The organism is Blastomonas sp. AAP53 (assembly GCF_000331245.1).
In the GTDB taxonomy this organism is placed as follows: domain Bacteria; phylum Pseudomonadota; class Alphaproteobacteria; order Sphingomonadales; family Sphingomonadaceae; genus Blastomonas.
In genome coordinates this window covers 32,831-58,100 of sequence record NZ_ANFZ01000019.1, presented here as the reverse complement: position 1 = coordinate 58,100, position 25,270 = coordinate 32,831, and the positions used below count along the sequence as shown (strand labels likewise).

27 protein-coding genes are annotated in these 25,270 nt (G+C 64.8%); 20 read left to right on the top strand and 7 right to left on the bottom strand.

Going from position 1 to position 25,270, the window contains the following annotated elements:
• The first annotated feature begins 165 nt into the window (after positions 1-165).
• From D618_RS0115580 to D618_RS0115505, 16 genes are all read left to right on the top strand, one after another.
• On the top strand, positions 166-447 hold the full coding sequence (locus D618_RS0115580; RefSeq protein ID WP_017672466.1) for a hypothetical protein: 282 nt from the start codon (positions 166-168) through the stop codon (positions 445-447).
• A complete protein-coding gene (locus D618_RS0115575; protein WP_017672465.1) occupies positions 447-986 on the top strand; it encodes a phage head-tail connector protein in 540 nt (179 codons plus the stop codon). Before D618_RS0115580 ends, D618_RS0115575 begins: the two co-directional genes overlap by 1 nt.
• Complete coding sequence (locus D618_RS0115570; protein WP_152414782.1) at positions 965-1,204, top strand: hypothetical protein; 240 nt, start codon at positions 965-967, stop codon at positions 1,202-1,204. The genes D618_RS0115575 and D618_RS0115570 overlap by 22 nt, the downstream gene beginning before the upstream one ends.
• Positions 1,201-1,593 carry a DUF3168 domain-containing protein gene (locus D618_RS0115565; protein ID WP_017672463.1) on the top strand — a complete coding sequence of 131 codons (393 nt, stop codon included), beginning with the start codon at positions 1,201-1,203 and terminating at the stop codon, positions 1,591-1,593. Before D618_RS0115570 ends, D618_RS0115565 begins: the two co-directional genes overlap by 4 nt.
• Positions 1,594-1,608: 15 nt before the next feature.
• Positions 1,609-2,016: a phage tail protein gene (locus tag D618_RS0115560; RefSeq protein WP_017672462.1), complete on the top strand. Its 408-nt coding sequence runs from the start codon at positions 1,609-1,611 to the stop codon at positions 2,014-2,016.
• Positions 2,013-2,333 carry a gene transfer agent family protein gene (locus tag D618_RS0115555; RefSeq protein ID WP_017672461.1) on the top strand — a complete coding sequence of 107 codons (321 nt, stop codon included), beginning with the start codon at positions 2,013-2,015 and terminating at the stop codon, positions 2,331-2,333. The genes D618_RS0115560 and D618_RS0115555 overlap by 4 nt, the downstream gene beginning before the upstream one ends.
• Positions 2,330-2,548 (top strand): phage tail assembly chaperone, encoded by a 219-nt coding sequence (locus D618_RS0115550; protein WP_017672460.1) that lies wholly within the window; start codon positions 2,330-2,332, stop codon positions 2,546-2,548. The genes D618_RS0115555 and D618_RS0115550 overlap by 4 nt, the downstream gene beginning before the upstream one ends.
• Complete coding sequence (locus D618_RS0115545) at positions 2,541-3,107, top strand: hypothetical protein (RefSeq protein WP_017672459.1); 567 nt, start codon at positions 2,541-2,543, stop codon at positions 3,105-3,107. Before D618_RS0115550 ends, D618_RS0115545 begins: the two co-directional genes overlap by 8 nt.
• Before the next feature lie 4 nt (positions 3,108-3,111).
• Complete coding sequence (locus tag D618_RS0115540; protein ID WP_017672458.1) at positions 3,112-5,445, top strand: DUF2460 domain-containing protein; 2,334 nt, start codon at positions 3,112-3,114, stop codon at positions 5,443-5,445.
• A complete protein-coding gene (locus D618_RS0115535) occupies positions 5,442-6,263 on the top strand; it encodes a DUF2163 domain-containing protein (RefSeq protein WP_017672457.1) in 822 nt (273 codons plus the stop codon). Before D618_RS0115540 ends, D618_RS0115535 begins: the two co-directional genes overlap by 4 nt.
• 1 nt (position 6,264) lies before the next feature.
• Positions 6,265-6,678 carry a C40 family peptidase gene (locus D618_RS0115530; RefSeq protein ID WP_017672456.1) on the top strand — a complete coding sequence of 138 codons (414 nt, stop codon included), beginning with the start codon at positions 6,265-6,267 and terminating at the stop codon, positions 6,676-6,678.
• Positions 6,679-6,681: 3 nt separating this feature from the next.
• Positions 6,682-8,874, top strand: coding sequence for a phage tail protein (locus D618_RS0115525; protein ID WP_026091752.1), 2,193 nt, complete (start codon positions 6,682-6,684; stop codon positions 8,872-8,874).
• A gap of 34 nt (positions 8,875-8,908) precedes the next feature.
• Entirely contained in the window at positions 8,909-9,352 is a 444-nt protein-coding gene (locus tag D618_RS0115520) for a DUF2793 domain-containing protein (protein ID WP_017672454.1), read from the top strand.
• A 222-nt stretch (positions 9,353-9,574) separates the two neighbouring features.
• Positions 9,575-10,693: an OmpA family protein gene (locus D618_RS0115515; protein ID WP_017672453.1), complete on the top strand. Its 1,119-nt coding sequence runs from the start codon at positions 9,575-9,577 to the stop codon at positions 10,691-10,693.
• A 141-nt stretch (positions 10,694-10,834) separates the two neighbouring features.
• The gene (erpA, locus tag D618_RS0115510; protein ID WP_026091751.1) at positions 10,835-11,176 is read left to right on the top strand and encodes an iron-sulfur cluster insertion protein ErpA; all 342 of its coding nucleotides are present in this window, start codon (positions 10,835-10,837) and stop codon (positions 11,174-11,176) included.
• A 193-nt stretch (positions 11,177-11,369) separates the two neighbouring features.
• Complete coding sequence (locus tag D618_RS0115505) at positions 11,370-12,485, top strand: AI-2E family transporter (protein WP_017672451.1); 1,116 nt, start codon at positions 11,370-11,372, stop codon at positions 12,483-12,485.
• Positions 12,486-12,502: 17 nt separating this feature from the next.
• Here D618_RS0115505 and D618_RS0115500 read toward each other — a convergent pair whose 3' ends face one another.
• On the bottom strand, positions 12,503-14,842 hold the full coding sequence (locus D618_RS0115500) for a DNA translocase FtsK 4TM domain-containing protein (RefSeq protein WP_017672450.1): 2,340 nt from the start codon (positions 14,840-14,842) through the stop codon (positions 12,503-12,505).
• 141 nt (positions 14,843-14,983) lie between these two features.
• On the opposite strand from D618_RS0115500, the gene D618_RS0115495 reads away from it, so the two are divergent.
• Positions 14,984-16,204, top strand: coding sequence for a UbiH/UbiF/VisC/COQ6 family ubiquinone biosynthesis hydroxylase (locus D618_RS0115495; protein WP_017672449.1), 1,221 nt, complete (start codon positions 14,984-14,986; stop codon positions 16,202-16,204).
• 6 nt (positions 16,205-16,210) lie between these two features.
• Here D618_RS0115495 and D618_RS0115490 read toward each other — a convergent pair whose 3' ends face one another.
• Positions 16,211-16,840 carry a TetR/AcrR family transcriptional regulator gene (locus D618_RS0115490; RefSeq protein ID WP_017672448.1) on the bottom strand — a complete coding sequence of 210 codons (630 nt, stop codon included), beginning with the start codon at positions 16,838-16,840 and terminating at the stop codon, positions 16,211-16,213.
• Between the two features lie 198 nt (positions 16,841-17,038).
• Here D618_RS0115490 and D618_RS0115485 point away from each other — a divergent pair, with 198 nt between their 5' ends.
• Positions 17,039-19,405, top strand: coding sequence for a TonB-dependent receptor (locus D618_RS0115485; RefSeq protein WP_017672447.1), 2,367 nt, complete (start codon positions 17,039-17,041; stop codon positions 19,403-19,405).
• A gap of 39 nt (positions 19,406-19,444) precedes the next feature.
• Here the strand turns inward: D618_RS0115485 and D618_RS0115480 are convergent, their stop codons facing one another.
• The 4 genes from D618_RS0115480 to D618_RS20095 all read right to left on the bottom strand — a co-directional run bounded on the left by D618_RS0115480 (position 19,445) and on the right by D618_RS20095 (position 22,952).
• Positions 19,445-20,989, bottom strand: coding sequence for an ABC transporter ATP-binding protein (locus tag D618_RS0115480; RefSeq protein WP_017672446.1), 1,545 nt, complete (start codon positions 20,987-20,989; stop codon positions 19,445-19,447).
• Positions 20,986-21,774, bottom strand: coding sequence for an ABC transporter permease subunit (locus D618_RS0115475; protein ID WP_017672445.1), 789 nt, complete (start codon positions 21,772-21,774; stop codon positions 20,986-20,988). Before D618_RS0115475 ends, D618_RS0115480 begins: the two co-directional genes overlap by 4 nt.
• Positions 21,771-22,700 carry an ABC transporter permease subunit gene (locus D618_RS0115470; RefSeq protein WP_017672444.1) on the bottom strand — a complete coding sequence of 310 codons (930 nt, stop codon included), beginning with the start codon at positions 22,698-22,700 and terminating at the stop codon, positions 21,771-21,773. Before D618_RS0115470 ends, D618_RS0115475 begins: the two co-directional genes overlap by 4 nt.
• A gap of 99 nt (positions 22,701-22,799) precedes the next feature.
• A complete protein-coding gene (locus tag D618_RS20095) occupies positions 22,800-22,952 on the bottom strand; it encodes an excalibur calcium-binding domain-containing protein (protein ID WP_238550699.1) in 153 nt (50 codons plus the stop codon).
• A 336-nt stretch (positions 22,953-23,288) separates the two neighbouring features.
• Here D618_RS20095 and D618_RS0115465 point away from each other — a divergent pair, with 336 nt between their 5' ends.
• Complete coding sequence (locus D618_RS0115465) at positions 23,289-24,092, top strand: MerR family transcriptional regulator (RefSeq protein ID WP_017672443.1); 804 nt, start codon at positions 23,289-23,291, stop codon at positions 24,090-24,092.
• A 13-nt stretch (positions 24,093-24,105) separates the two neighbouring features.
• Entirely contained in the window at positions 24,106-24,465 is a 360-nt protein-coding gene (locus D618_RS0115460; protein ID WP_017672442.1) for a multidrug efflux SMR transporter, read from the top strand.
• On the opposite strand, the gene D618_RS0115455 is transcribed toward D618_RS0115460, so the two are convergent.
• On the bottom strand, positions 24,462-25,265 hold the full coding sequence (locus tag D618_RS0115455; protein WP_017672441.1) for a 3'(2'),5'-bisphosphate nucleotidase CysQ: 804 nt from the start codon (positions 25,263-25,265) through the stop codon (positions 24,462-24,464). The two genes, D618_RS0115460 and D618_RS0115455, sit on opposite strands and share 4 nt — an antisense overlap.
• Positions 25,266-25,270 lie beyond the last annotated feature (5 nt).

Genomic DNA, 25,270 nt, shown 5'->3' with positions numbered 1-25,270 from the left:
TCGCCAGTGTTGCGATCCGTCCGGGGGCGACAATGGCGCTGGGGCCCTTGTCACAGACGGTTCGACCTCAGCACCTCGCGGTCACCGCCACCAGAACCCATAGCATGACACCGCGCCGTCCCTGACCGGCCCGCGCGAAACCCCGCCAATCAGAAGGAGCAGCCGATGAGCCTGTTCGTCAAGGATCCGGACAGCCGGATCGATTATCGTGTCGATTGGGGCGCCGCCTATCTGGGCGCGAACCTGATCGCCGCCAGCCAGTGGCAGGTCACGCCGCAGCACGAGGGCGGAATGGCAATCGCCGCGTCGGGCCATGATGGTCTGAGCGCGGTGGTCACGCTGACGGGCGGGCGCGCCGGGGCCAGCTATGCGCTAACCAACCGGGTCACGCTCACTAATGGCGAGATCGACGAACGGTCGGTTGCCGTCCGGGTGGAGCAACGCTGATGGGAGGCATCACCAGCGAACCCGCTGCCATCGCACCCCTGGCACTCGCGGAGGCCAAGGCGTTCCTGAATGTCACCCGCGATGGCGATGACGCGGTTCTGACCGGGCATCTGCGCAGCGCGGCTGGCCTGTGCGAACAGTTCATCGGCCAGTCGCTGCTGGTGCGTGAATATCGCGAGACCTTGCCGGTGGCACGCGCTTGGCAGCGGCTGGGCGCCCGCCCGGTCCATGCGATCACGTCGGTCAGCGGCATCAATGCTGCTGGCGAGCGGTTCGCGCTGGCGAGCGATGCCTTTGCCATCGACATTTCAGCCGATGGTAGCGGCCGGGTGCGTGTGCTGCGTCCCGGCTCTGCCAGCCGCATTGAGGTGCGTTATGACGCAGGGCTTGCGGCGCACTGGGGCGATCTGCCCGAGCCGTTGCGGCAGGGGATCATCCGTCTCGCGGCGCATGTCCATCTGGCACGCGATACAGGCGATGCTGCGCCGCCCGCGATGATCAGCGCACTGTGGCGGCCGTGGCGCGTGGTACGGCTGTGATCGGGCGCTTCGGATCGGTGCTGCTGCGTCAGGCGGAGCGGATCGGCGCGCGCCGGGCTGAGCGCGTGGCGACACGGCTGGGTGACGAGATCGGCGTGATCCTGCCCGATATCCGCATCATCGTCGATCGTGGGCGCGTGCACCTTTGGGGACGCGGGTTGCGCCGCCGCTGGCTCACCGATGCAGCTTTGCGCTGGCTGGGGAGGTTGCTGCGATGAGCCTGGAACAGGATTTTGCGCTGGCCGTCATCGATTGGCTGGCGGGCGATGCGGCGCTGATGGCGCAGGTGAACGGCGTGTTCCACCGCAGCCCGGCCCGGATCGTGGCGCCTTATGTGCTGCTGGATGATGTGCTGGCAACCGACTGGAGCACCAAGGACAGGCCCGGGCGCGAAGCACGGCTCGCGTTCACCATTCGCGACGGATCGGACGACGCCGTGCCGGTCTCCGCGATTGCCGCCGCGCTCGAAGCGCGAGTGTTGGCCACGCCGCGCACCGGCACCGGCTACCGGCTGGTCAGCCTCTCGCCATTGCGCAGCCGGACGCTGCGCAACGGCGACCTGTGGATCGTCACGCTCGACTACCGGGCGCGCCTTCTCTCCCTGTGATGAAAGGATAATCGAATGACCGCAGAAAAAGGCAGCGCCTTCCTGCTCAAGATCAGCGATGGAGCCAGCCCGGTGACTTATCGCACCGTCGCCGGGCTGCGTACGACGCAGATGGCGATCAATGGCGAGCCGGTGGTGATCACGCACAAGGGCAGTGGCGGCTGGCGCGAACTGCTGTCGGGCGCAGGCGTGCGCTCGGTTTCTGTCTCCGCCGCCGGGCTGTTCCTGGGATCGGACGCCGAAAGCGCGATCCGCGTGCATGCCATGAACGGCACGCTCGACGATTATGAGCTGAGCTTTGAAAGCGGGGCGCGGATGCGCGGGCGCTTTCTGGTCGCGCGGCTGGAATATGCCGGCGATTTCAATGGCGAGCGCAACTACACGCTGGCGCTGGAAAGCTCCGGCGCGGTGACCAGCCTGTGAGCGGCGGGCCGTCCGCCAATCCGGTGCGGGGCGAGGCGCTGCTGCAGCTGGGCGGGCATGACATCGTGCTGCGTCCGGCCTTTGCCGCGCTGGTGGCGGCAGAGCAGGAGATCGGGCCGCTGTTCGATCTGGTCGAGCGTGCAGCGGCGGGCCGCTTGGGGCTGGCCGAGCTGGTGGCGCTGCTGTGGCACTGCCGCGTTGAGGAGAGCTGCCCGCTGGACCGTGGGTCTTTCGCCGAGGCGTTGGCGCAAGCGGGGCTGGTCGCGCTGACGCCGGCGCTCAAGACCTTGCTTCGCCAGATCCTGCAGGGCCGATGAGCGCGGACAGGTTTGCCGATGCGGCACGCACGCTGGCAGGAATTGCCGCGCGCATGCTGGGCTGGCGACCGTATGAATTCTGGGCGGCGACCCCCGACGAACTGGCCGCAGCGCTGACCGTGCCCGGCGATCCCGTCGCGCTGCCGCCCGAACCCCAGGCGATCGCCGCGCTGCGTTCCCTGTTCCCCGATACGCCGGAGACCTTTGATGGATGACGAAATCGAACAGCTGCTGGTGAGCGTACGCGCCGATACGCAAGGCTTTGCGCGTGACTGCGTCGTGATGCGCGGCCAGATCGACGGGACGTTGATCGAAGGGCTCGGCCGGGCGGGGCAGGTGCTGGAACGAGGGCTGCTGACGGCGTTGCGGCGCGGCTCGCTGGGGTTCGATGACCTCAAGCGCATTGCGCTTGCCGTGATGGAAGAGATTGCAGCGGCCGCGATCAGCAAGGGACTGGCGGCGATCGGGCTGGGGGGATCGGGCTCAGGCGGTATACCGCCCGCCGTCAGCCTGCTCTCTGGCCTGCTGGGCCTGCCGGGCAGGGCGACCGGTGGGCCGGTCTCGACGGGGCGGCCCTATCTGGTCGGCGAGCGCGGGCCCGAGCTGTTCGTACCGAACGGCTTTGGCCGGATCGAGCCGCGGGGCGGGGGCGGCGCGCGTGATGTGCGGATCGCGATCAGCATCAATGCAGCCCCGCAGGCGGCTCCGGCGGCGCTGCAGGCCTCCAGCCGCCAGGTCGCGCGTGCAGTGCGCCGTGCGCTGATGGAGGACTGAAGCCATGCCCTATTGGCTGTGCGATGCGCGCCGCGACCAGACGGCGTGCCATATCCAGCGGTTCGACCCGCGCTTCTGGACGGTGAATTTCCCGCGCCCGATGATGGCGTCGGTCGTCACCACTGCGCCCGATGCATTGCGCGTCGATGTGCAGTTTCATGATCGCGATGCGCTCGCCGGGCTGATCTGGGAGAGCGAGGACCGGTTCGATCATGCACTCCTCGCCTATGCCCATGACCGCGACTACAGCCGAACCACGCTGCGCTTTCGCTGGCGCTCGTCGGGGGTCAAGCCGCTCGATGCAGTGCATGGGCCGACATTGACGGTCGAGGGGCGCGATGCCGAGGGTAATCCTCATAGCTGGTTTGTGCGGCTGTGGAATTATGCCAGCGGAACACCCGAAGATGCGGAGATCACTTTGCCGTTCTCGGCTCTCGAGGGTGGATTTGATTTGCCGGGCGAGGCGGACCCGCTGCATCCTGCCGCTATCGACCGGATGTTCATCTCGCTGGTCCCGCCGGATTATGATGGCGCATTGGGCCCATTGCCGGCTCCGGTGAACGGCTGGATGGAGATGACCGCAATCGCCTGCGAGGGCGAGCGGGCGATGCTGGAGATCGGCGATGTGCTGGTGCCCCCGCATGGCCTGGCGATGGCGACCGCCTATGACGACAGTTTCAACCTCACGCCCGCGCGCATCGTGCGCAATATCATCGGACTGGGCTATCGCGGGTCGATCAACCATTATGTCGGGATGAGCCATTATTTCTCGCTGGCGCAGGTCGGTGGTCAGTGGCTGGTGACGACCGAGGGCGGGGCGATCAACCCGCCCTGCGCCGCCTGGCATCGCAGCCTGGCGCAAGAGGCAAAGCTCTGGGGCCTGAGCCCGATCGTTTCGCTTTCCTACGAGCTGTTCGACGCGCACTGCCCCGACGGCTGGAAGCAGCGCGCGGAAAATGGCGACCCTGCGCTCACCGGCTGGGAGCCGCCTTCGACCCTGCTCAGCCCGGCCAGTGGCGATGCCATGGCCTATCTGCAGGCGGTCGGCATCGCCTTTGCCGCGATCATGGCGGAAGCGGGTCTTCCCGTTCGCTTTCAGGTTGGCGAACCCTGGTGGTGGATCATGCCCGATGGCCGTATCTGCCTCTATGACAACGCGGCCACAGCAGCATTCGGGGCCGCGAGCGTTGCGATCCCGACCATCCGCGCGCCGATGAATGCGGCGCAACAGGTGATGCTCGATTCTGCCGGTGCAATACTGGCGGCTTCGACGCTCGCTCTGGTCGCCGCGGTGCGCGTTGCGCTGGACCCTGTGCCGGTCGAATCTTTGGTGCTGGTCTATCTGCCAACCGTGCTCGATGCCGCAGCGCCGGATGCCCGCCGTGCCAATGTTCCCGTCGGCTGGGCCTGGCCCGCGTTCGATGTGCTGCAACTGGAAGATTATGACTGGGTGATCGAAGCGCGCTTTGCCGAGCAACGGGCGGGGCTGGCGGTGATGCAGCAGCGGCTGGGCTATCCGCTGGCGCAGCAGCATTACATGAGCGGCTTCGTGCTGCAGTCCGAACATGCGGACGTCTGGTCGTCGATCGCCCGGGCCGCCGATCTCGCCAAGGCGCGCGGGGTTGCCGAAACTCTCATCTGGGCGCTGCCGCAGGTCGCCCGGGACGGATTTGTCTATTTCGATCTGGAAGCAGAGGGAGACGCAAGCATGCAGGCCTTTGACGATGTCAGCTTTCCGCTGCCCATCGGGCGCGAGGCCCAGAGCACCAGCCGCTTTTCGACACAGGTCTTCCGATCGGTGAGCGGGCATGAAACGCGCAACAGCCTGTGGGCCGATGCGAACCTGAGTTTCGATGTCGGGCCCGGCATCCGCTCCGAAGCGGATTGTACCGAGCTCGTCCGCTTCTTTCGGGCCAGGCGGGGGGCTGCGCGCGGGTTCCGTCTGCGCGACCCCCTCGATTGCAGCTCTGCCGAGGGTGACGCCGCTCCGCATCACGCCGATCAGTTGCTGGGGCAAGGCGACGGCATCCGTTCCGAATTCGCGCTGATCAAGCATTATGGCGATCCGCCCGATGGCCAGCAGCGCCGCATCACGCGGCCGGTCGCCGGGTCGGTCAGCATCTCGTTGGACGGGGTGCCCGCGACCGGCTGGACGCTTCAGGCAGGCGGCATCATCGCCTTTGCCGATCCTCCACCGGCTGGCGCACAGGTGCGGGCCGGCTTCCTGTTCGACGTGCCGGTGCGTTTCGCTTCGGATGAGCTGACGGTGAACGCGGCGACCTATGCAGCGGGCGAGGCGGTTTCGGTGCCGCTGATCGAAATCCGCGAGGCAACATGAGGACCCGGTGGTTCGACCGTCCGCTGGAGACGATCGCGCTGCTGTGGCATGTCGAACGCGCAGACGGGATCGCGCTGGGCTTTGCCGCGCATGATCGCGACATCAGCATCGCGCATATCATCTATCACGCAGCGCCCGGCATGCTGCCATCGGCGATCGAGATGGACGACAGCTTCGATCCGCTCGACATGGATATCGGCGGTGTGCTCAGCCACGGCCTCATCCGCGCGGACGATCTGGCGGCGGGCCGATGGGATAGCGCTGCCGTGAAGGTCGGGCTGACCGATTGGGAACGGCCAGACGAAGGCGCCTTCTGGTTCTGGCGCGGACATCTGGGCGCGGTGTCGGTCGAGGGACAGAGCTTTTCTGCCGAACTGCGTGGCCTGAAGGCGCGGCTGGACGAACCCTTCGTTCCCGTTACATCGCCGTCATGCCGGGCAATCTTCTGCGGTAAGGGCTGCGGCCTCAGCAGGGCCAGGTACGAACGTGTTTTCGAGATGGAGGCGACCAGCGAGGCCGGCCTTGGCTTCATCGGGCTGGATGCAGCGGAGGCGGAGGGCTTTGTCCATGGTAGCCTGCGCTGGATCAGTGGGGGCAATGCTGGCCTTGCCGGGGCGCTGATGGCGCAGAACGACGCGGCGCTGGTGCTGGATGGCAGGCTGGCGGATGCGCCGCAACCGGGCGACCGCGCGGTGCTGATGCAAGGGTGCGACAAGTCGCTGGCTACCTGCGCGGGCGGGTTCGGCAATACGATCAACTTTCGGGGCGAACCGCATCTGCCCGGCAACGATCTGCTCACCCGCTTTGCGAGCTTCTGACATGACCAATGCAGACCGGCTGGCGCAGGCAGCATTGTCATTGGTCGGTACGCCGTTCCGGATGCACGGTCGCGATCCTGTGACCGGCCTGGACTGTGTCGGCCTTGTCGCGGTGGCGCTTGCCCGCATCGGACGGGCAGTGATTGCGCCATCCGATTATCGGTTGCGCGGCGGAAACCTGGCGCAGTTCGATGGCTGGGCTCTGGCCTCGGGATTTGGCCGATGGGAGGACGTCGCCTCCGGGCAGCCTGGCGATGTCCTGCTTTGCGAGGTTTCCGCTCAACAATTTCATGCGGTGATCGATGCAGGGGGACTGTTCGTCCATGCGCATATCGCTCTGGGCCGAGTCATCGCCCACCCGCCGCCTTTGCCCTGGCCGGTTCAGCGGCGGTGGTGCCTCCAGGAAAAGGGATAGACCATGGCTACATTGGTGCTCAGCACGGTGGGCACGCTGGTGGGCGGGCCGATTGGCGGCGCGTTGGGCGCGCTGGTGGGACGGGCGATCGACCAGACGGTGCTGTTTCGGCCCAACGATCGCGAGGGGCCCAGGCTCACCGACCTTGCTGTGCAGAGCTCGCAATATGGAAGCGCGATCGCCAGCGTGCATGGCCGCGTTCGTATTGCCGGGACCGTGATCTGGGCGACTGACCTCAAGGAACGGCGCATCCGTGAAGGTGGCGGCAAGGGCAGGCCGGGAACGACACGCTACAGCTATTCGGTGTCCTTTGCCGTGGCGCTGTCATCCCGTCCGATCGCAGGCATCGGGCGCATCTGGGCCGAGGGCAATCTGTTGCGCGGGCAGGATAATGTGTTCACCAGCGAGACCGGTTTTCGCGTCCACCTTGGTCACGGCGACCAGCCTTGCGATCCGCTGATTGCAGCTGCGGAGGGTAGCGAACAGTCCCCCGCCTATCGCGGCCTCGCTTATGTTGTGTTTGAGGACATGGCGCTGGAGGAGTTCGGCAACCGCATCCCCTCGCTGACCTTTGAGGTGATGGCTGATGAAGGCGATATTGCGCTGGGGCCGATCGCCAGCGGCATTGCTGGATCCAGGACGCTGCCGGATGGTGAGTTCCATCTGACAGGGTGGAGCCTGTCGGCAGAGAGCCGGCGCGCAGCGCTGCAGACAATCACGACCGGCTTTCCGCTGGTGCTGCGCGAGGTCGAGGGCGAGGTGGTGCCGGCATGGCGCGAAACGTTGGATACCGTGGCCACCGAGATTCCCAGGGCGGCGCTGCTGCCGCGCTCCGAGGACGCTGCACGGTCATATGATCACCACCGTCTGGCACCGTCTCCCGAAGCCTTGGTGCTGCGCTACTACGAACCCGAACGCGATTACCAGCCGGGCCTCAGGCGCAGCGGCACCAGCACGAGTGGCCGAACGCGCCAGATGGACGTTCCTGCAGTGATGAGCGCAGCGCTGGCGCAGGAACGGGTGGAGCGGCTTTCGGCGCTTGGGCGCGATGGGTTGGAGAGCATCGAACTGCGCGTCGCGATGTTCGACACCGCGATGCAGCCTGGCCGAACAGTGCAGATCGAAGGTGTTGCCGGTCTATGGCGCGTGCGACGCTGGCACTGGAGTGGTGACGGCATCGATCTGGGCCTCATCAGGTATCGGCCCAGCCTTGGCCCTCTGCCAGTTGCGACCGATCCGGGGCGGGCCATCAAGGCTCCCGATGGTGCGATAGGCCCAAGCCAGTTTGCCATATTCGATTTGCCCTCGCCGCTCGACAGGCCGATGGCGCATTCGCACATAGGCTTGGCCGTCGGTGGGGCATCGGCTGGATGGCGCGGCGCGCATGTCTATGAAGTCCAGGCGGATGGAACATTGGGCGAAGTGCTCGATTTTCTGAGGGTCGGGGCGGTGATGGGGCAGGTGGTGGTGCCTCCCGGGCCCGGCACGCCGCTGCTGCGGGATGACCTCCGCAGCATCATCGTTCGACTGGTGCGCGACACGCCCTTTGCGTTGGTCAATGCGAGTGACGACGCGTTGGCGCGCGGCGCCAATATGGCGATGGTCGGTGCAGAGCTGCTCCAGTTTGCCCATGTGCAGCCGCTGGGCGACCGGCAGTTCCGACTGTCCGGCCTGTGGCGCGGGCGCGGCGGGACAGAAGACTCGATAGGCGGGCATATCGCAGGCGATCCGTTTGTACTGGTCAACGAAGCGCTGGGGCTCGTCGAACCGGACAGGATCGGGGTACAGCCGGATTTTCGCGCTGCGGCGCAAGGTCGCGGTGACGATGCCCCTGTGGTGGTAGATCTCACGCACCATGGGCGGGCCATGCGCCCCCTTTCACCGGTTCATGGCCGAGTCGAAGAAGGCGCTGAAGGAGCGGTCACGATCAACTGGACCCGCCGCAGCCGCAGCGGTTTTGCCTGGCGTGACGAGGTCGATGTCCCGCTGGGCGAAGCCATCGAGGCCTATCGCGTGAAAATCTACGTCGACGGTGTGGTCCAGTCCGAAACAGAGGTCTCCGAACCCAGGCTGGCGCTTGATACGGTGACAATGGCGGCCCTTCGATCTGTCGCGTCGGTGTCGATCGAGGCTGCCGTGGTCCAGCGCGGGGCTTTGGGCCTGTCACCGCCCTTATGGCTGGCGCTTCCCCTTTGATCTCGCAATTCCTGTCCCGCAAGGAGGGCTCATCATGTCCAGCACCCCCAACATCGCACTGCCGCTGCTCTATGCGGCTCAAGCACAAAAGGAAATCACCCACAACGAGGCGCTACTGCTGATCGACGCGCTGCTGCCGGGTAGTGTCGTGGCGCGGGCCAACGATCCTTCGGCACTGTCGCCGCAGCCTGGCGATGCGTGGATCATCGGCCCCGCGCCGCTGGGCGCATGGGCCGGGCATTCTGCAAAAATCGGAGTTTTCAGCGAAGGCGGATGGCGATTTGCTCCGGCAGTTCCGGGCATGCGCCTGTTTGACCGGGCAGCAGGAGCCGTATGCCAATATGACGGAAGCGGCTGGGTCGCTGCCCCCGCAATCGCTGATCCATCAGGCGGCGAAACGATCGATGCCGAAGCGCGCGCGACCCTTGCCGGCATGCTCGCCGCATTGCGTTCGGCGGGTCTCTTGGCCGTTACATGATTGATCTTTCGAGCGTTCTGCGTTTATGATTCGTGATGTTACCCAGTCTGACGGCCGATCAACCGGCTGCGCCTGAGGTGACGTCACTTTTTGCCTGACACCCCCTGAAATGGCGACATTTCGGCAACACTCCGGCCAAAACCACGCTTGCGCGGGCAGGTTGATGGCGTTAGTAACGTTGCCGAGTTGTCGTTCCAAATCCTAATTAAAAGGGGAATAAACATGCGCAAGTTAGTCATTGGACTGGCATTGGCATCTACCGCCCTGACCACGCCGGCCTTCGCCCGTGACGGTCAGTGGTATGTTGGCGTCGAAGGCGGCGCCATGATCGTTGAAGACATCGAGTTCGATGTCGGCACTGTCAGCAATGCAACGATCCTCGATTCGGACACCGGCTATGACGTCGGCGGAATCGTTGGCTATGATTTCGGTCCGTTCCGTATGGAAGCCGAAGTCAGCTACCGTGAAGCGGATCTCAACGGCGTGAATTCGCAGGTTGCCCTGCTGCGCGGTGCGCCCCTTGCGCCGATCACCGGCATCTCGAACGCTGTCGGCTCGGCCAACGTCCTGTCGTTCATGCTGAACGGCCTGCTCGACTTCGGTCCCGATGATGGCCTTCAGGGCTTTGTCGGCGGCGGTGTCGGCGTCGCTCGTACGGACATCACTGCTGCAGCAACCCCTGGTCGCCTGGCATTCCTCAACGATTCCGACACCGGCTTTGCCTGGCAGGTTCTGGCGGGCGTTCGCGCTCCGCTCAGCGACAGCTGGGATGTTGGTCTGAAGTATCGCTTCTTCAACAGCGACTCGGTCAGCCTGGTTGACGCTGGTGGCCGCGATTTCGACGGCCGCTTCCGCAGCCACTCGATCCTGGGCAGCATCATCTACAACTTTGGTGGTGAAGAAGCGGCTCCGCCGCCGCCGCCGCCGCCGCCGCCGCCCCCGCCGCCTCCGCCTCCTCCGCCGCCTCCTCCGCCGCCGCCTCCGCCGGTGTGCGAGAAGGGTCCGTACATCGTGTTCTTCGACTTCGACAAGTCGAACATCACGCCGGAAGCAGCGACCATTCTGGACAACGCCGTGGCAGCCTATGGCAGCTGTGGTTCGGTTCCTGTCATGCTCGCAGGTCACGCTGACCGTTCGGGTGCAGCAACCTACAACGTGGGCCTGTCTCAGCGTCGTGCGGAATCCGTCAAGTCCTACCTGGTCTCGCGGAACATTCCTGCAAACGCGATCAGCACCCAGGCTTTTGGCGAAACCCAGAACCGCGTGCAGACCGCCGATGGCGTTCGCGAACTTCAGAACCGTCGCGTGGAAATCACCTACGGTCCGGGTTCGGGCATGTAAGTCATTTTCCGGACTTTCGGGTCTGGAATGCAAAAGAGGGTCGGTCTTCGGACCGGCCCTTTTTTTGTGCCAATCAACGGCACACAGGCAAGTTCGATGGCATCGCTTGCCGGACGCCTCGCCAAGGCTTATGTTGGCCTTATGGATACCCTCACCACCGAAGCCATCATCCTGACCCCCAGCGCTGCCCGGCGCGTCGCAGCCATCGCGGCCAAGCAGGGCAAGCCTGCCATCTTGAGGCTTTCTGTCGAAGGTGGCGGATGTTCCGGCTTTCAGTATCGCTTCGCTCTTGCCGAATCGCCAGAGGAAGGCGACACCATAGCGGTCGAGGACGGTGTTTCGCTGGTGGTCGACGAGATCAGCCTTGATCTGGTTCGCGGCAGTGCCGTCGATTTCGTCGAGTCGCTGGGCGGGGCCGCTTTTCAGGTCACCAATCCCAACGCTGCCTCCGGGTGCGGTTGCGGTTCCAGCTTTTCGATTTAAATCTGTATGCCCGAAACGCTCCGATGGAACTGGTTGATTGAGCCATCGTAGTGCAGACAAGACGAGCCTCTTCCTGGCCGTCCGGGGGGCATATCAGTGTTCGCACCGCTTCGCGTGACATCGCTGCCAAAACCTTTCGGCCCCTCAATTTCGCCGAAGACCGGCGGGTTCATGTGATGAAAGACCACAGATCGTGATCGATGCTTCCGACCATTCAGCCAAGACCAACGCTGCGCAGGAAGGTGACCACTCCTCGTCGGTGAGCGACCATGCCACCCGCACGGTCCACCCTGGGCAGGTTGCAGCCATTACGCTGACGGTGCTGGGGATTGTCGGTATCGCTTGGCTGCTGATGGAGCTGACGCAGTTTCTGCTGCTCGTTTTCGCGGCGCTGGTTCTGGCGGCGGTATTCTCGTCGCTGGCCCGTCGCGTCTGCCGCCTCACCGGGATGCGTCGTGGCCCCGCCCTTGCCATTTCGGTCTTTCTGCTACTGGCGATATTCTCCGGTGCATTTACTCTGTTCGGGTCACAGATCGCGAGTGAATTCGATACGATTCAGCAGAGCATCCCCCCTGCTATAGATCGTGTCGAAGCGCAGCTCGACGATATGGGGCTGGGTGAGCAAGCCCGACAGATCGTTCGGCAGGGCAGCGGTGACCTCTCCAGCCTTGCTTCGCGTCTCGGCGGCTTTGCCATGACCGCGACCAACGGCATTGCCAACTTCGTGCTGGTTTTTGTCGGAGCGATCTTCATCGCGAGCGACCCGCAGGTCTACCGGCGAGGCCTATTGCTGCTGCTCCCCAAAAAGGCCGAGCCGCCTGTCGGCGAAGCGCTTGACGATGCATCGCGCGGGCTGCGCGGCTGGATGATGGGGCAGGCGGTGTCGTCGATCGTTGTGGCGTTGCTGACCGGTGGGGGCCTGTGGGTGCTGGGTGTTCCGGCCTCAGGCGGCCTCGGAATTATTGCTGGATTGCTCGATGTCATTCCGATGGTCGGTCCGGTGATTGCGGGCATCCCTGCAGTGCTGCTTGCCTTTACCGTATCGCCGACGACAGCCTTGTGGACTGTCGGACTATTCCTGCTGGTTCAGCAGCTGCAGGGCAATTTCCTGCAGCCGATGATCCAGAAGCAGGCAGTCGATGTGCCGCCCGCCGTGTTGCTGTTCGCAGTTGTGGCAGCGGGCCTGATCTTCGGATTTCTGGGCGTCTTGCTCTCTGCGCCGCTGACAGTCGTCATCTACGTGATGGTGCAGCGATTGTATGTGAAGACGATGCTGGGCAAGCAGATCAAGGTGGCCGGGCAGGAGTAATCCCGCCCGGCACGCGATCACAGCGGATTGCCGTCCTTGTCGCGAAACACTTCGCGTCTGCCCACATGGTTGGGCGCGCTGATAAAGCCATCCTCTTCCATCCGCTCGACCAGGCGCGCTGCGCTGTTGTAGCCGATGCGAAGTTGGCGCTGCAGCCAGCTCGTCGATGCCTTCTGGCTTTCGAACACGATCTGGCAGGCGTTCCGGTACATCTGCTCTTCCGGCGTGTCGTCCAGGCTGGCGCCGTCGAGCGCAAAACCGCCGTCTTCGGGCTCTTCGGTGACCGCCTGGACGTAGTCCGGCTGGCCCTGGCTGCGCCAGTGGTCGGCAACGCGGCGAACCTCTTCATCTGAAACGAACGGTCCGTGGACGCGTTCGACCTGCTTGCCGCCCGACATGTAGAGCATATCGCCCTTGCCGAGCAGCTGTTCGGCGCCCTGCTCTCCGAGAATGGTGCGGGAATCGATCTTGCTGGTAACGTGGAAGCTGATGCGGGTGGGCAGGTTGGCCTTGATCACGCCGGTGATGACGTCAACCGAGGGGCGCTGCGTCGCCATGATCAGGTGGATGCCCGCCGCGCGTGCCTTTTGCGCCAGCCGCTGGATCAGGAATTCGACCTCCTTGCCAGCGGTCATCATCAGGTCGGCAAGCTCATCGACGATGACGACGATCTGTGGCATCGGCTCGTAATCGAGCTGCTTCTTCTCATACTGTGGCTGGCCGCTCACGGGGTCCCAACCGGTCTGCACCTCTTCGCCCAGCGGCAGTCCTTTGGCCTTGGCGACGCGGACCTTGTCGTTGAAGTTGACGAGGCTGCGAACCTTGAGTTCGCTCATCATCCGGTAGCGCTCTTCCATTTGCTCGACCGCCCACTTGAGCGCGCGGATCGCCTTTTGTGGTTCGGTCACCACCGGCGAAAGCAGATGCGGGATGCCGTCATAGATCGACAGTTCGAGCATCTTGGGATCGATCATTATCATGCGCAGCGTCTCGGGTGTCATCCGGTAGAGCAGCGAGAGGATCATCGCGTTCAGGCCCACCGATTTGCCCGATCCGGTGGTGCCGGCGATCAGCAGGTGCGGCATCGGCGCCAGATCGGCGATGACGGGGTCGCCCGAAATGTTCTTGCCCAGGATCACCGGCAGCTGCCCGGTATTCTCGGCAAAATGGCTGGAGCCGATCATCTCGTGCAGGACCACGGCATCGCGGTGCTGATTGGGCAGTTCGATGCCCAGTTCCTTGCGGCAGGGAATCGCAGCGACGCGCGCCGAGCGGGCGGACATGTTGCGCGCGATATCGTCTGCCAGCTGGATGACGCGATTGGCTTTGATGCCGGGCGCGGGCAGCAGCTCGTAGCGCGTGACCACCGGCCCGGGACGAACGGCCGTGATTTCGCCCTTCACGTTGAAATCGCTCAGCACGGTCTCGAGCAGGCGGGCATTGCGCTCCAGCGCGATCTTGTCGAGCGCAGGCCCGGTGCTGCTCGGAGGCGGATCGAGCAGATCGACCGAAGGCAGTTCATAGGGGCCGAAGAAATCGCCTTGCTTGCTCTTCGGACCAAGCTGAGCCTTTGCTGGACGCAGAGACGGTTCGGTGATTTCCGGCGGCGGACGGTTGTCCGGAACAGCTTCCTTGCGGGGCGCGGCAAGGGCCGGCCGGGGCGAATCTCCGATGGTGCCTTCCAGCAGATCGATCTCGTCTTCATCGACCACCGGGCCGATAGGGCGACGGAACAGCGCCTCGGGCACGGTCACCTTGATCGATGGCATGCGCAACAGCGCACGTTCGAGCCCCAGAGCCTTCCAACCCAGCACCGCGCCCACCAGTCCCAGCACGCTGGCGCTGCCGTAGAGCGCCCAGCCCGCCCCTGCAGGCGGCAGCAGTGCGGACAAGGCTTGCAGTGCGCGTGCGCCCATCATGCCCATCAGGCCCCCGGGCCCTGCCGGGAAATGTTGCGCCGATTCTCCAAACATCACCGCTGCCGCCACGGCCAGCAGGGCGATGCTCAGCAGCGTGGCGATGGCAGCGCGGCGCCAGTGGCCGAGCGGACGGTTGATCCACAGCCGGTGCGCCTGGATGGCGGTGATGGGCAACAGCAATGCGCTTGCCGGGCCTGCGACGAACAGCAGAAAATCGGCAATCCACGCGCCACTCGAGCCCATCCAGTTCTCCGCAGAGCCGCCTGCGGCCGTGTTGAACGACGGGTCCGTCTGGTGATAGGTCACCATCGCCACCAGCGCAAATGCGGTTACCGCAAACAGAAGCAGCGCCAGGATCAGGCTGCCGCTGCGCATCAGGCTTTGACGCATCAGGTCGCGCCAGTCGGGCGCGTTTCTGCTGGCGGCGCGGCTGGCCATAACCTGTTTAACTCCAGAAAATGTGGTAAATGGACGCGCATTTTGCGCAGATGGCGGACTCCGCGTCAAGCAAGGACTTGTGCGGCGCTCAGGGCCGCAATGCCTCTGTTCAGGCGGGGTGCAACGCCCTACATTGAGCCCATGACACAGATCCAGCACAGCGACATCCTGATCATGGGCGCAGGGCCAGCTGGCCTTTCGCTGGCCTTGGCCGCCGTCCGTCATGGCCATAGCGTCCGGGTGATCGACCGCATCACGCCGCAGACGCTTGCCGATAGCGTCTTCGACGGCCGCGCGTCGGCGCTGGCCAGCACCAGCTGGCAGATGCTGCAAAATCTGGGGCTCGGCGATGCGCTCTGGCGCGATGTGTGCCCGATTGATCGGATCGCAGTCAGCGATGGCCTGCGCGCTGGTGGACTCGATTTCGACGCCGGGGTCGATGGCATGGGCGTGATGCTGCCCAACAGCCTGTTGCGCGCTGCCCTGTATGAAACGGCCAGCGCCGATGGCGATATCGACTTGGTGATGGCAGCCGATGTGGTCCACCGCGCGGTGGATGCGCACAAGGCCACGGTGACGCTGGCAGATGGTCGCGTTTTCACTGCCTCGCTGCTGGTGGGGGCAGAGGGGCGGGTGTCGCCGACGCGCGACCTGGCTGGCATCACGCTCAGCCAGTGGTCGTACCGCCAGCGCGGGATCGTGACGGCGGTGACATTGGAAAAGTCGCACCAGAACACCGCTTTCGAGATTTTCTACCCCGATGGTCCGTTGGCCATCCTTCCGCTGAACGACGATGACGAAGGCAGGCCGATGGCCTCGATCGTCTGGACCGTGCCCGAGGGCAAGGCCGATGCCTGGACCTCGCTGTCCGACCGCGCGTTCGGTGCGGCGCTCACACGTGCCAGCGGCGGCTTTCTGGGCGAACTCGTTCCGGTCGCGCCGCGCAGCAGCTGGCCGCTGACCTTGTGCCAGGCTGCCGACATGGTCGCCCCGCGCATCGCGCTGATCGGTGACAGCGCGCATATCATCCATCCGATTGCCGGGCAGGGCCTTAACCTCGGCCTGCGCGATGTCGCGGCGCTGGCCGATGTGCTGGGCGAAGGCGCACGGCTGGGTCTGGACCCGGGCGATCTGGCGCAGCTCAAGCGCTATCAGAACTGGCGGATGCTCGACAATGCGATGATGGCTGCTGCGACCGATGTGCTGAACCGGCTATATGGCCTGCCCGGCGGCACGCCCTCGCTGGTCCGGCGGATAGGCATGCAACTGGTCGGCCGCACCGGACTGGTCCGCCGCCTGATCGTGGATGAGGCACGCGGCACCAGTGGCGATCTACCGGAACTTCTGATGGCGAGCGATTGATCCGGCTTACGGTTTAAGCCCACGCGTGATGAAATCGTTGGCAGCGCTTGCGATGGCGTCGGGGGCCATGTCCTCGCTCCACACGCCGTAACGCAGGCCCAGGAAAACGTTCATGCCCATCACCGCCCAGGCATGAAGTTCGCTCACATCATCGCGGATTTCGCCCTCGTCCGCGCCGGCCTTCAAGCGGCTGAGAATCCGTGACGCGGTAACCTGATAGTGCGCGCGATAGGTGTCTGAATCGACGAATTCGGCCTCGTCGATGATCCGGTAGATTTCCTTGTGCTCGCGCGCAAACTCCAGAAAGCCCTGCAAAGCCGCGCGTTCGCGATCGAGCGCCCCGGTCGCCTCCTGCATCGCCGAGGCGGCATGGACACCGACCTGGGCCGACATGTCCTGCACCAGCGCGCGGAAGATCTCGTCCTTGGAATCGAAATAGGTATAGAAGCTGCCCAGCGCGGTGCCCGCCCGCCGCGTGATCCCGCTGATCGAGGCTTCATGAAAGCCGCGTTCGCCGAACTCTATCGCCGCTGCATCGAGCAGCTTGCGCAAGGTGGCGCGTCCGCGCGCGGTGCGCGGCGTCTTCCCCGGTTTCTCCCCAGGCTCGCCCGCCTGTTCCTGCGCCCGTGCCGCCATATTCCACTCCTGCTGCCGCACATGATGCACTGAGGCAACACTTCTGGCCGATGTGTCCGGCTTTGTCTTCCCCAAATCGGATAAGAGTTGAAAGCTGGTTCAACTTTCACTAATGGATCATCACGCCCTGCGCAAGACCGGTCAATCGATGAACCGGCGCACCACAGGGTCTCAGGTTTGGATGATGGGAGGATTGCTATGTCGTCGTTTCGGGTTACCCGCCTTGCCACTGCGCGCGCCGCGCTGACGCTCGGCGTTGCAGCAGCCGCGCTGACCGCGCTTCCCGCAAGTGCACACGCGCAGGACGCGCAGGAAGAGGCTGAAGCCACCAGCGTCGATGGCAGCGTGATCGTCGTCACCGCGCGTCGGCGCGCGGAAAACCTGCAGGATGTGCCCATCGCAATCAGCGCGTTTTCTGCCGAGCGACTGGAAAACCAGGGCGCGCTCGACATCACCGACATTTCGCAGATCACTCCCAACACCACGCTGGAAAACTCGCGCGGCACCAACTCGACGCTGACCGCCTTCATCCGCGGCGTGGGCCAGCAGGATCCGGTCCCCGGGTTCGAGGCCGGCGTCGGCATCTATCTGGATGACGTCTATCTCAACCGTCCGCAGGCCGCCGTGCTCGATATCTACGAGGTCGAGCGGATCGAGGTCCTGCGCGGGCCGCAGGGCACGCTGTATGGCCGCAACACCATCGGCGGCGCGGTCAAGTACGTCACCAAGATGCTGCCGCAGGACTTCAGCGTTAAGGCTCGCGCGACCTACGGGACGTATGACCAGGCCGAAGGTGTGGTCACGGTTTCGGCCCCCATCGGCGATATCGTCCGCGTTGGCGGTACGGTCGCACGGCTCTCGCGCGGCGGATTTGGCGACAACCTCAACATTCGCGGCGTGGAGAACTACAACCGCGATGTCTGGGCGGGGCGCGGTACACTGGAAATCGGCGGCTATGATGCTCCGGTGCTGATCCGCATCTCCGGCGATTACACCCGCGACAAGTCCGATCCGCGCAATGGCCACCGCCTGATCCCCGGCATCCGCAGCGGCACCCCGGTGCTCAGCGATGTCTATGACACCCGCGCCGGGCTGAATACACCCAAGCAGGATATCGAGGCATACGGCCTGGCGATGAACATCTCCGCCGAGCTCACCAACACCTTGACGCTGCGGTCGATCAGCGCCTGGCGCAAGGATGACAGCTTCACGCCGATCGATTTCGATGCACTGCCCGCGATCGATGTCGACGTGCCCGCGCTGTACCGCAACGAACAGGTTAGCCAGGAAATCCAGCTGCTGTATGAAGGCAGCCGCCTGAAGGGCCTGGTTGGCTTCTATTATCTCGACGCCAAGGCCGCGACCGCGTTCGACGTGCTGCTGTTCACCACGGTCAACAACCTCAACGCCTATACCGCAGGCGATGTCCGCACCGATACCTGGTCGGTGTTCGGCGATTTCACGTATGATTTTACCGACCAGCTCTCGCTGTCGCTCGGCGGTCGTTACACCGTCGACAAGCGCAACTCGACCATCCTGCGCCAGACCAAGTTGGGCCGCTCGGCCGAATTCGGCGGCACCCCGATCATCCTGGCGACTACCTCGAACTTCAACGGACAGGCGCGCTTTACCGATTTCAACCCGCGCGCTTCGCTCAGCTTCAAGCCGAACAGCGATCACCTGTTCTTCGCGGGCTATTCGCAGGGCTTCAAGGGCGGCGGTTTCGATCCGCGCGGCCTGTCGACCGCCGCGCCCGACCTCAACCGCGATGGCGTGCGCAGCGAGGCTGAAATCTTCGACTTCCTCAGCTTCGAGCCCGAGACCGTCGACAGCTATGAACTGGGCTGGAAGGGCAGCTTTGCCGACAATGCCATCAACCTGGCAGTCACCGGCTTCTATGCCGATTACACCAACGTGCAGGTGCCCGGTTCCGCCGGGTTCGATTCCAACGGCGATGGCGTCAACGACACCTTCATCGGTGTCACCACCAACGCCGGCAAGGCCAATTTCAAGGGCCTGGAGTTTGAAGGCAACGCGGTGTTCGCGCGCGATTTCGCCGGTGGCGGATCGTATCTGAGCTTCAATGGAACGCTCGGTTATATCGATGGCCAGTACAAGCAGTTCATCGATGCCCGCAATATCGATGTCGCCAACCTGCGTCGCATCCAGAACACACCCAAATGGACCGCATCGGGCACATTCAGCGGCGCCTTCCCGGCATTCTCGGGCATGATCACCGCATCGACCACCGTCAGCTATCGCAGCAAGACGTTCCAGTTCGAAACGCCCAGCCCCTTCCTCGACCAGAAGGGCTATGCGCTTTGGGATGCCTCGCTGATCTGGCGTGATGACCAGGACCGGTTCAGCTTCGGCCTCAACGCCAAGAACATCCTCGACAAGCAGTACATCACCTCGGGCTACCAGTTTCTCGCGACCGCGCCCGATGGCACGCCGACCCGCACGGCAGCAGGCGCGCTGGTTCCCACTCTGGGCACCGAAGGCGTGGCGACCGCGTTCTACGGAAACCCGCGCCAGGTGTTCGTCACTGCAGGCGTGAAGTTCTGACCGCCTGATCTTCGATCAAAAGGTGTGTGGCCGCAGGCGTCAGCTTGCGGCCACAAGCCTTTGCGTCATCGCGGCCTGGGGGTGATTGACGAGGTCGGCGATCGAACCCTGCTCGACGATCCGTCCAGCATCGAGCACCAGCGCGCGGTGGCAGAACTGCGCGGCGAGCGCGAGGTCGTGGGTAATCACCAGCATTGCGATGCCCTGATCGCGCTGCAGCCGTTTCAAAAGCGCCACGATTTGCGCGCCGACCAGCGGGTCGAGCGCGCTCGTCGCCTCATCGAGTACCAGCATTTCGGGCTCCGCCACCAGCGCGCGGGCGATGGCGACGCGCTGCGCCTGTCCGCCCGATAGCGCGGTGGGAAGCCGGTCGGCCAGCGCGCCATCCAGATCGACCAGCTGCAACGCCTTTTTGACCAGCCCGGCGCGGCCCCAGGATGTGAGGTCGGGGCGCAAATGCACCAGCGGCTCGGCGATGATGTCCGACACTCGCCAGCGCGGATCGAGGCTGGCGAGCGGGTCCTGGAACACCGGCTGAATGAGGCGGCGCTGGTCGCGGGTTCGCTTGGCGGAGAGCGGTTCGCCGCGCCACAGCACGGTTCCCGCGCTCACCGGCCCCAGTCCCGCGATGCCGCGCCCGATGGTCGATTTGCCCGATCCCGATCCGCCGATCAGCGCCACCGCTTCGCCGGCACGGACCATCAGGTCGACACCATCCACCGCTGTCATCGGCTTGGCGAACAGCCCGCTGCCGGGAAAGCGCACCGTCAGCCCGCGCGCCTCGACCAGCGCGGCGCCCGGTTGCGGCAGATCATCTGGCAGAGCCGACTTCAGGTTTGGCGTCGCGGCCCAGAGTGCCTGACTATAAGCGTGCTGCGGTGCGTGCGCGATCATTTGCGCTGCGCCTGCCTCCACCACGTGCCCCTCCTGCATCACCAGCACCCGGTCGGCATGATGTTCCAGCGAGGCAAGGTCGTGGCTGACCAGCAGCAGTCCCATGCCCGTCTCGCGCCGCAGCCGCGTGAGCAAGGCCATGATCTCGCCGCGCAGATGCGCATCGAGCGCCGAGACCGGCTCGTCGGCGATCAGCAGCCTCGGGCCGTGCGCAATGGCGCAGGCGATCATCAGCCGCTGCCGCTCGCCGCCCGAAAGCTGGTGGGGATAGCGTTTGAGCTTGGTCAGCGGGTCGGCCAGCCCGACGGCATCCAGCATATCGCCGAGCGCCGCGCGATCGGGGCGCGGGCCGCCCGCCTGCATCGCGCATTCGGCCAGGTGCTGCGCGCTCGTCAGATGCGGGGTCAGCGCGGTCAGCGGCTGCTGGAAGACAAAGCCGACCGTATCGCGGCGAACGGCGCGGAGAGCAGCCTCATCCAGTCCGGCCAACTCCTTTCCGTCCAGCACCGCCGACCCGCCAATGCGCCCAGCGGACAGGCCGAAAGGCGACAGGCTGGTCAGGCTCTTGCCCGATCCCGAAGCACCTGCCAGCGCGACGCACTCGCCCGGCGCAATCTCCAGCGACACATCGCGCACCAGCACGCGCCCGCCGATCGCTACCGACAGGCTCTCAAGCCGGTACAGGCTCATGCGAACCGGTCCCGCAGCCGCTCGCCGATCAAGGTCAGGCACACCAGCAGCGTCACCATCACCCCGCCGGGGACCAGCAGCCCCATGGGCGCTACATCCATGTCGTCCGCGCCCTCCTTGACCAGGATGCCCAGCGAGGTCAGCGGCTCCTGTACCCCCAGGCCGAGGAACGACAGGAAGCTCTCGATCATGATGATGCCGGGCAGGGTGAGCGTGAGGTACGCGAGCGCGACGCCTGCGATATTGGGCAATATGTGCCGCCACAGGATCACGCGCACCGGCGCGCCGCTGGCTTGCGCTGCCAGCACGAACGGCCGCTGGCGCAGGGTCATCACCTGCCCGCGCACGATCCGCGCCATGGTCAGCCATTCGACCAGCCCGATGCCGACGAACACCAAAAGGATCGAGCGGCCGAACACCACCATCAGCACGATGACGATGAACATGAAGGGAAGGGCGTAGAGCACATCGACGATCCGCATCATCGCCTCATCGACCCGGCCCCCGGCCCAGCCTGCGACCATGCCCCAGGCGATGCCGACGATCATCGAAACCAGCGCGGCGGCGAGTGCCACCAGCAAGGTGATCCGGCTTGCCACCGCCAGCCGCGCCAGCCGGTCGCGGCCCAGTTCATCGGTGCCCAGAAGGTGGCCCGGCGATCCGGCGGGTGCGCGGACATGGTCCCAGTCGATCGCATCATGGCTCCACGGCAGCAGCGCAGGCAGGATGAGCGCGGCGAGGACGATCAGCGCGACGATCGCGGCGGGCAGGGCGATACGCCTCATGCCCGGCTCCGGGGGTCCAGCCAGCCATAAATTAGATCGGCGAGGAGATTGAACGCGATGATCAACGCGGCGTAGAGCAGGATCACCGCCATGATCAGCGGATAGTCGCGGTTGAGCGCGCCCTGCACGAAATAGCGGCCAAGGCCCGGCAGCGCGAACACCGTCTCGATCACCACCGCGCCGGTGAGCAGCCCCGCCGCCGCTGGTCCTAGGTAGCTGACGACCGGAACGAGCGCGGGGCGCAGCGCGTGGCGCAGGACAATCGCGCCGGTCGAAAGGCCGCGCGCCCGCGCGGTGCGGATGTGCTCTTGCGCCAGCGCCGCTGCGAGGCCAGCGCGCGCCAGCTTGGCGATCGCGCCCGCCACCGGCAGCGCGAGCGCGATCACCGGCATCACCCAGAATTGCGGCGCGCTGATGAGGCTATCGCCCAGCCCGCCCACCGGCAGCAGCCCCAGCCACAGCCCGAAGACCAGCGCCAGCAGCGGCCCGGTCACGAAGCTGGGCAGCGCGGTGACCAAAGTTGCGCCCAGCATCAGCGTCTCGTCCGCCCAGCTACCGGGGCGCAAAGCAGCCAGCGTTCCGGCTGCGAGCCCGAGCACCAGCGCCAGCAGTATCGCCAGCCCGCCCAAGGTCAGCGACACCGGCAGGCTGTCGGCGATCAACTGGGTGACGGTGAAATCGCGATAAACGAGGCTCGGCCCGAAATCGCCGGTGAGCGTGCGGCGCAGGAACAGCGCGAACTGCTCCCCCATCGGCAGGTTCAGCCCATACGCCGCCTCCAGCGCCGCCCGCGTCTCGGGCGCCAACGGCCGCTCGCCGTCAAACGGCCCCCCGGGCGCAAAGCGCATCAACGCGAACGAGGCGAGCAGCACCAGCAACAGCGTCGGGATTGCGGTAAACAACCGGCGAAGGATCAAGGCGCGCATCGCTTGCGACAATGGCGTATCGGGAGGAAGGCGTCATGCGGAAAATGACGCGTATTGGCGTCGCAGACACGAGGACTCCGGCCAGATTTGGCGGTTCACTTAGTAATAAGGCTCGCAAGCGATTCCGTCCGAATCGCCGTCCATTTCGTCACGATAACCTGGTTCCCCCGAGTAGATTGGAGCGGTGCCAGCCCTGCGGGCATCGTCGCACCCTGGCCAATAATCACCAGATCGAGGCTCACGTGCTCGCATGAGCCCTGCGTTGATAGCAAAAGGCCGCGCCGCAGCTGCCAATTGGGCAAACCCCCGCTCGCTTGCGAAAATACTTCCAACACCAACAGTGAAACCTAACGAAGCTGCCATCACCAAAAGCTTCGCTGCAAAGCGCTTTTCCGCCATTTTTTGTTGGCGTCTATAATAGCGCCCAAGTTTAACCGGGTTGGCTCTGAAAGGTTTCCTGAAGCTCACAACCTCACATTATATGGTAGTCGTAAATGAAATATTGTGCCGAATTGAGGCTTTGGTATTTTGGTGCTTCAGTAAAAAACCCCTTGAAGCTGACCTTACGTCAAGTGGCATAAGCCGCTTATGGCTGATTCGCTCGACATTGCTGCCGTTACCCGGCTCACCGGTCTCACCGCCCGCGCGCTGCGCTTTTACGAGGTGCGAGGACTGGTGGAGCCGTTGCGGACCGCGTCGGGGCGGCGGCATTATGATGCGGTGGCGCTGGAGCGGTTGAACCTGATCCTGTCGCTCAAGAAGGCGGGGCTGACGCTGGCACAGATCCAGCGGCTGACCGCCAACCGGCGGATCGACCTCAACGGGCTGATCACCGCGCAGCTCGATCATCTCGAAAGTCAGGCGCGGCGCATATCCGAGGCGCAGCCGCTGCTCATCTCCGTCAAGTCACGCATCGATCGCGGCGAGCCCATCGATGCAGAGACATTCTGCTCGCTGATCCGAACCGAACAACAGGACAGTACACAGATGTCACAGGACCAATGGAAGGCGGTGACCGACCGCTATTTCACCCCGGAAGAGCAGGCCGAATGGGCCGATAGGATGGGCGCGCTGGGCGCGGATTTCGACCAGGATGCTTACTCAGCGCAATGGAAGGCGCTGGGCGACGAGATCAAGGCCTCGCTGCCGATGGACCCAGGCAGCGAGGCGGCGGCGGGCTTTGTCCAGCGCTGGTTCGCGCTGCTGAAACCCTTCACTGATGTCGCCACGCCTATGATGTGGACCGGCACGATGAAGATGTACGACGACATGCCCAACTGGCCCGCACAGGCCGATCCCGGTTTTGATGCCGAGGTCTGGGCGTTCATGAAACAGGCAACGGCCACGCGAATGCTGGCGGGCGATCCGATTGCGATGCCAAAGGCCGAATGAAGGAGAGCATGCGATGAATGCGTGGGTTTTGCTGGCTCTGGCCATGGTCTGCGAGATCGCAGGCACCAGCCTGCTCAAGGCCTCCCACGGGTTTGCCAGGCCGCTGTTCGGCATGGCATCGATGGCCTGTTATGGCCTGTGCTTCTGGCTGCTCGCCTTTGCCTTCACCCGCATCCCGATGGGCATCGCCTATGCGATCTGGTCGGGTGTGGGCGTGGTGGCCGTGGCGGTGATCGGCTGGCTGGTGTTCCGCCAGTCGATCAGCCTGGCGCAAGCCGGGTTCATCGCGCTGACGCTGATCGGCACGACTGGGCTGTATCTCACCACGCCCGATGCCGAGACGCACACGCAGGATGTAGTGACCGAGGCCTAAGCCCCGTCCGCCGAGAGCCGCACCGCGCGTTCGCGCAGGCGGTCGAGCGCGGCGTCGTGGATGTCGGGCGCGCAGCACAAAACGCCAAAGGCATTGGCGCGCGGCTTGTTGAAGCGCAGTTCGCCGCCCAGTGCGTCGGTGACGCGCGCGCCCGCTTCCTCGGCGATGATCGCAGCCGCGCCGATGTCCCATTCATAACCCCAGCGCAGGGTCGCGAGCAGATCGGCGCGGTCATCGGCGATCATCGCCATGCGAAGCGCTATGCTGTTGGGCTTTTCGACGACGGTCAGGTCGATGTCCGCCTTGGGCAGGCTGTCGGTGGGCACGCGCGATCCGGGAAATTCGGTGCGGCGGCTGGCCTTGAGCCTTTTGCCGTTGAGGAACGCACCGCGCCCGCGCGCGCCGATCCAGTATTCGTTGCGGGCAGGGGCCGCGAGCACGCCCATCACGACGCGGCCATTTTCGACCAGGGCGACCGAAATCGCCCAGCCCGCGCGGCCGCGCACGAAATCGCGCGTGCCGTCGATGGGATCGACCAGCCAGATGCGGTCGCAATCGAGCCGGTTGGTATCATCGGCGGTTTCCTCGGACAGCCAGCCCGCATCGGGGACCAAAGCGCCCAGCCGGTCGCGCAGGAAATTGTCGACCGCCAGATCGGTCTCGCTGACCGGATCGCCGGGCTTCTTGTCCCATACCTGCAGGTCACCGCCGGCGCGCGCGAACGCGGCCATGGCGATGGTGCTCGCCTCTTCGACGATATGCCGGATCGTATCGGGAGAGACCTTGGTGCGCGACGCCATGGCCC

Coding starts and splice junctions, on each gene's coding strand:
- D618_RS0115580 (WP_017672466.1), top strand. CDS start 166: ATGAGCCTGTTCGTCAAGGATCCGGACAGCCGGATCGATTATCGTGTC.
- D618_RS0115575 (WP_017672465.1), top strand. CDS start 447: ATGGGAGGCATCACCAGCGAACCCGCTGCCATCGCACCCCTGGCACTC.
- D618_RS0115565 (WP_017672463.1), top strand. CDS start 1,201: ATGAGCCTGGAACAGGATTTTGCGCTGGCCGTCATCGATTGGCTGGCG.
- D618_RS0115560 (WP_017672462.1), top strand. CDS start 1,609: ATGACCGCAGAAAAAGGCAGCGCCTTCCTGCTCAAGATCAGCGATGGA.
- D618_RS0115550 (WP_017672460.1), top strand. CDS start 2,330: ATGAGCGCGGACAGGTTTGCCGATGCGGCACGCACGCTGGCAGGAATT.
- D618_RS0115545 (WP_017672459.1), top strand. CDS start 2,541: ATGGATGACGAAATCGAACAGCTGCTGGTGAGCGTACGCGCCGATACG.
- D618_RS0115540 (WP_017672458.1), top strand. CDS start 3,112: ATGCCCTATTGGCTGTGCGATGCGCGCCGCGACCAGACGGCGTGCCAT.
- D618_RS0115535 (WP_017672457.1), top strand. CDS start 5,442: ATGAGGACCCGGTGGTTCGACCGTCCGCTGGAGACGATCGCGCTGCTG.
- D618_RS0115530 (WP_017672456.1), top strand. CDS start 6,265: ATGACCAATGCAGACCGGCTGGCGCAGGCAGCATTGTCATTGGTCGGT.
- D618_RS0115525 (WP_026091752.1), top strand. CDS start 6,682: ATGGCTACATTGGTGCTCAGCACGGTGGGCACGCTGGTGGGCGGGCCG.
- D618_RS0115520 (WP_017672454.1), top strand. CDS start 8,909: ATGTCCAGCACCCCCAACATCGCACTGCCGCTGCTCTATGCGGCTCAA.
- D618_RS0115515 (WP_017672453.1), top strand. CDS start 9,575: ATGCGCAAGTTAGTCATTGGACTGGCATTGGCATCTACCGCCCTGACC.
- erpA (WP_026091751.1), top strand. CDS start 10,835: ATGGATACCCTCACCACCGAAGCCATCATCCTGACCCCCAGCGCTGCC.
- D618_RS0115500 (WP_017672450.1), bottom strand. CDS start 14,842: ATGGCCAGCCGCGCCGCCAGCAGAAACGCGCCCGACTGGCGCGACCTG.
- D618_RS0115495 (WP_017672449.1), top strand. CDS start 14,984: ATGACACAGATCCAGCACAGCGACATCCTGATCATGGGCGCAGGGCCA.
- D618_RS0115490 (WP_017672448.1), bottom strand. CDS start 16,840: ATGGCGGCACGGGCGCAGGAACAGGCGGGCGAGCCTGGGGAGAAACCG.
- D618_RS0115485 (WP_017672447.1), top strand. CDS start 17,039: ATGTCGTCGTTTCGGGTTACCCGCCTTGCCACTGCGCGCGCCGCGCTG.
- D618_RS0115480 (WP_017672446.1), bottom strand. CDS start 20,989: ATGAGCCTGTACCGGCTTGAGAGCCTGTCGGTAGCGATCGGCGGGCGC.
- D618_RS0115475 (WP_017672445.1), bottom strand. CDS start 21,774: ATGAGGCGTATCGCCCTGCCCGCCGCGATCGTCGCGCTGATCGTCCTC.
- D618_RS0115470 (WP_017672444.1), bottom strand. CDS start 22,700: ATGCGCGCCTTGATCCTTCGCCGGTTGTTTACCGCAATCCCGACGCTG.
- D618_RS20095 (WP_238550699.1), bottom strand. CDS start 22,952: ATGCGAGCACGTGAGCCTCGATCTGGTGATTATTGGCCAGGGTGCGAC.
- D618_RS0115465 (WP_017672443.1), top strand. CDS start 23,289: ATGGCTGATTCGCTCGACATTGCTGCCGTTACCCGGCTCACCGGTCTC.
- D618_RS0115460 (WP_017672442.1), top strand. CDS start 24,106: ATGAATGCGTGGGTTTTGCTGGCTCTGGCCATGGTCTGCGAGATCGCA.
- D618_RS0115455 (WP_017672441.1), bottom strand. CDS start 25,265: ATGGCGTCGCGCACCAAGGTCTCTCCCGATACGATCCGGCATATCGTC.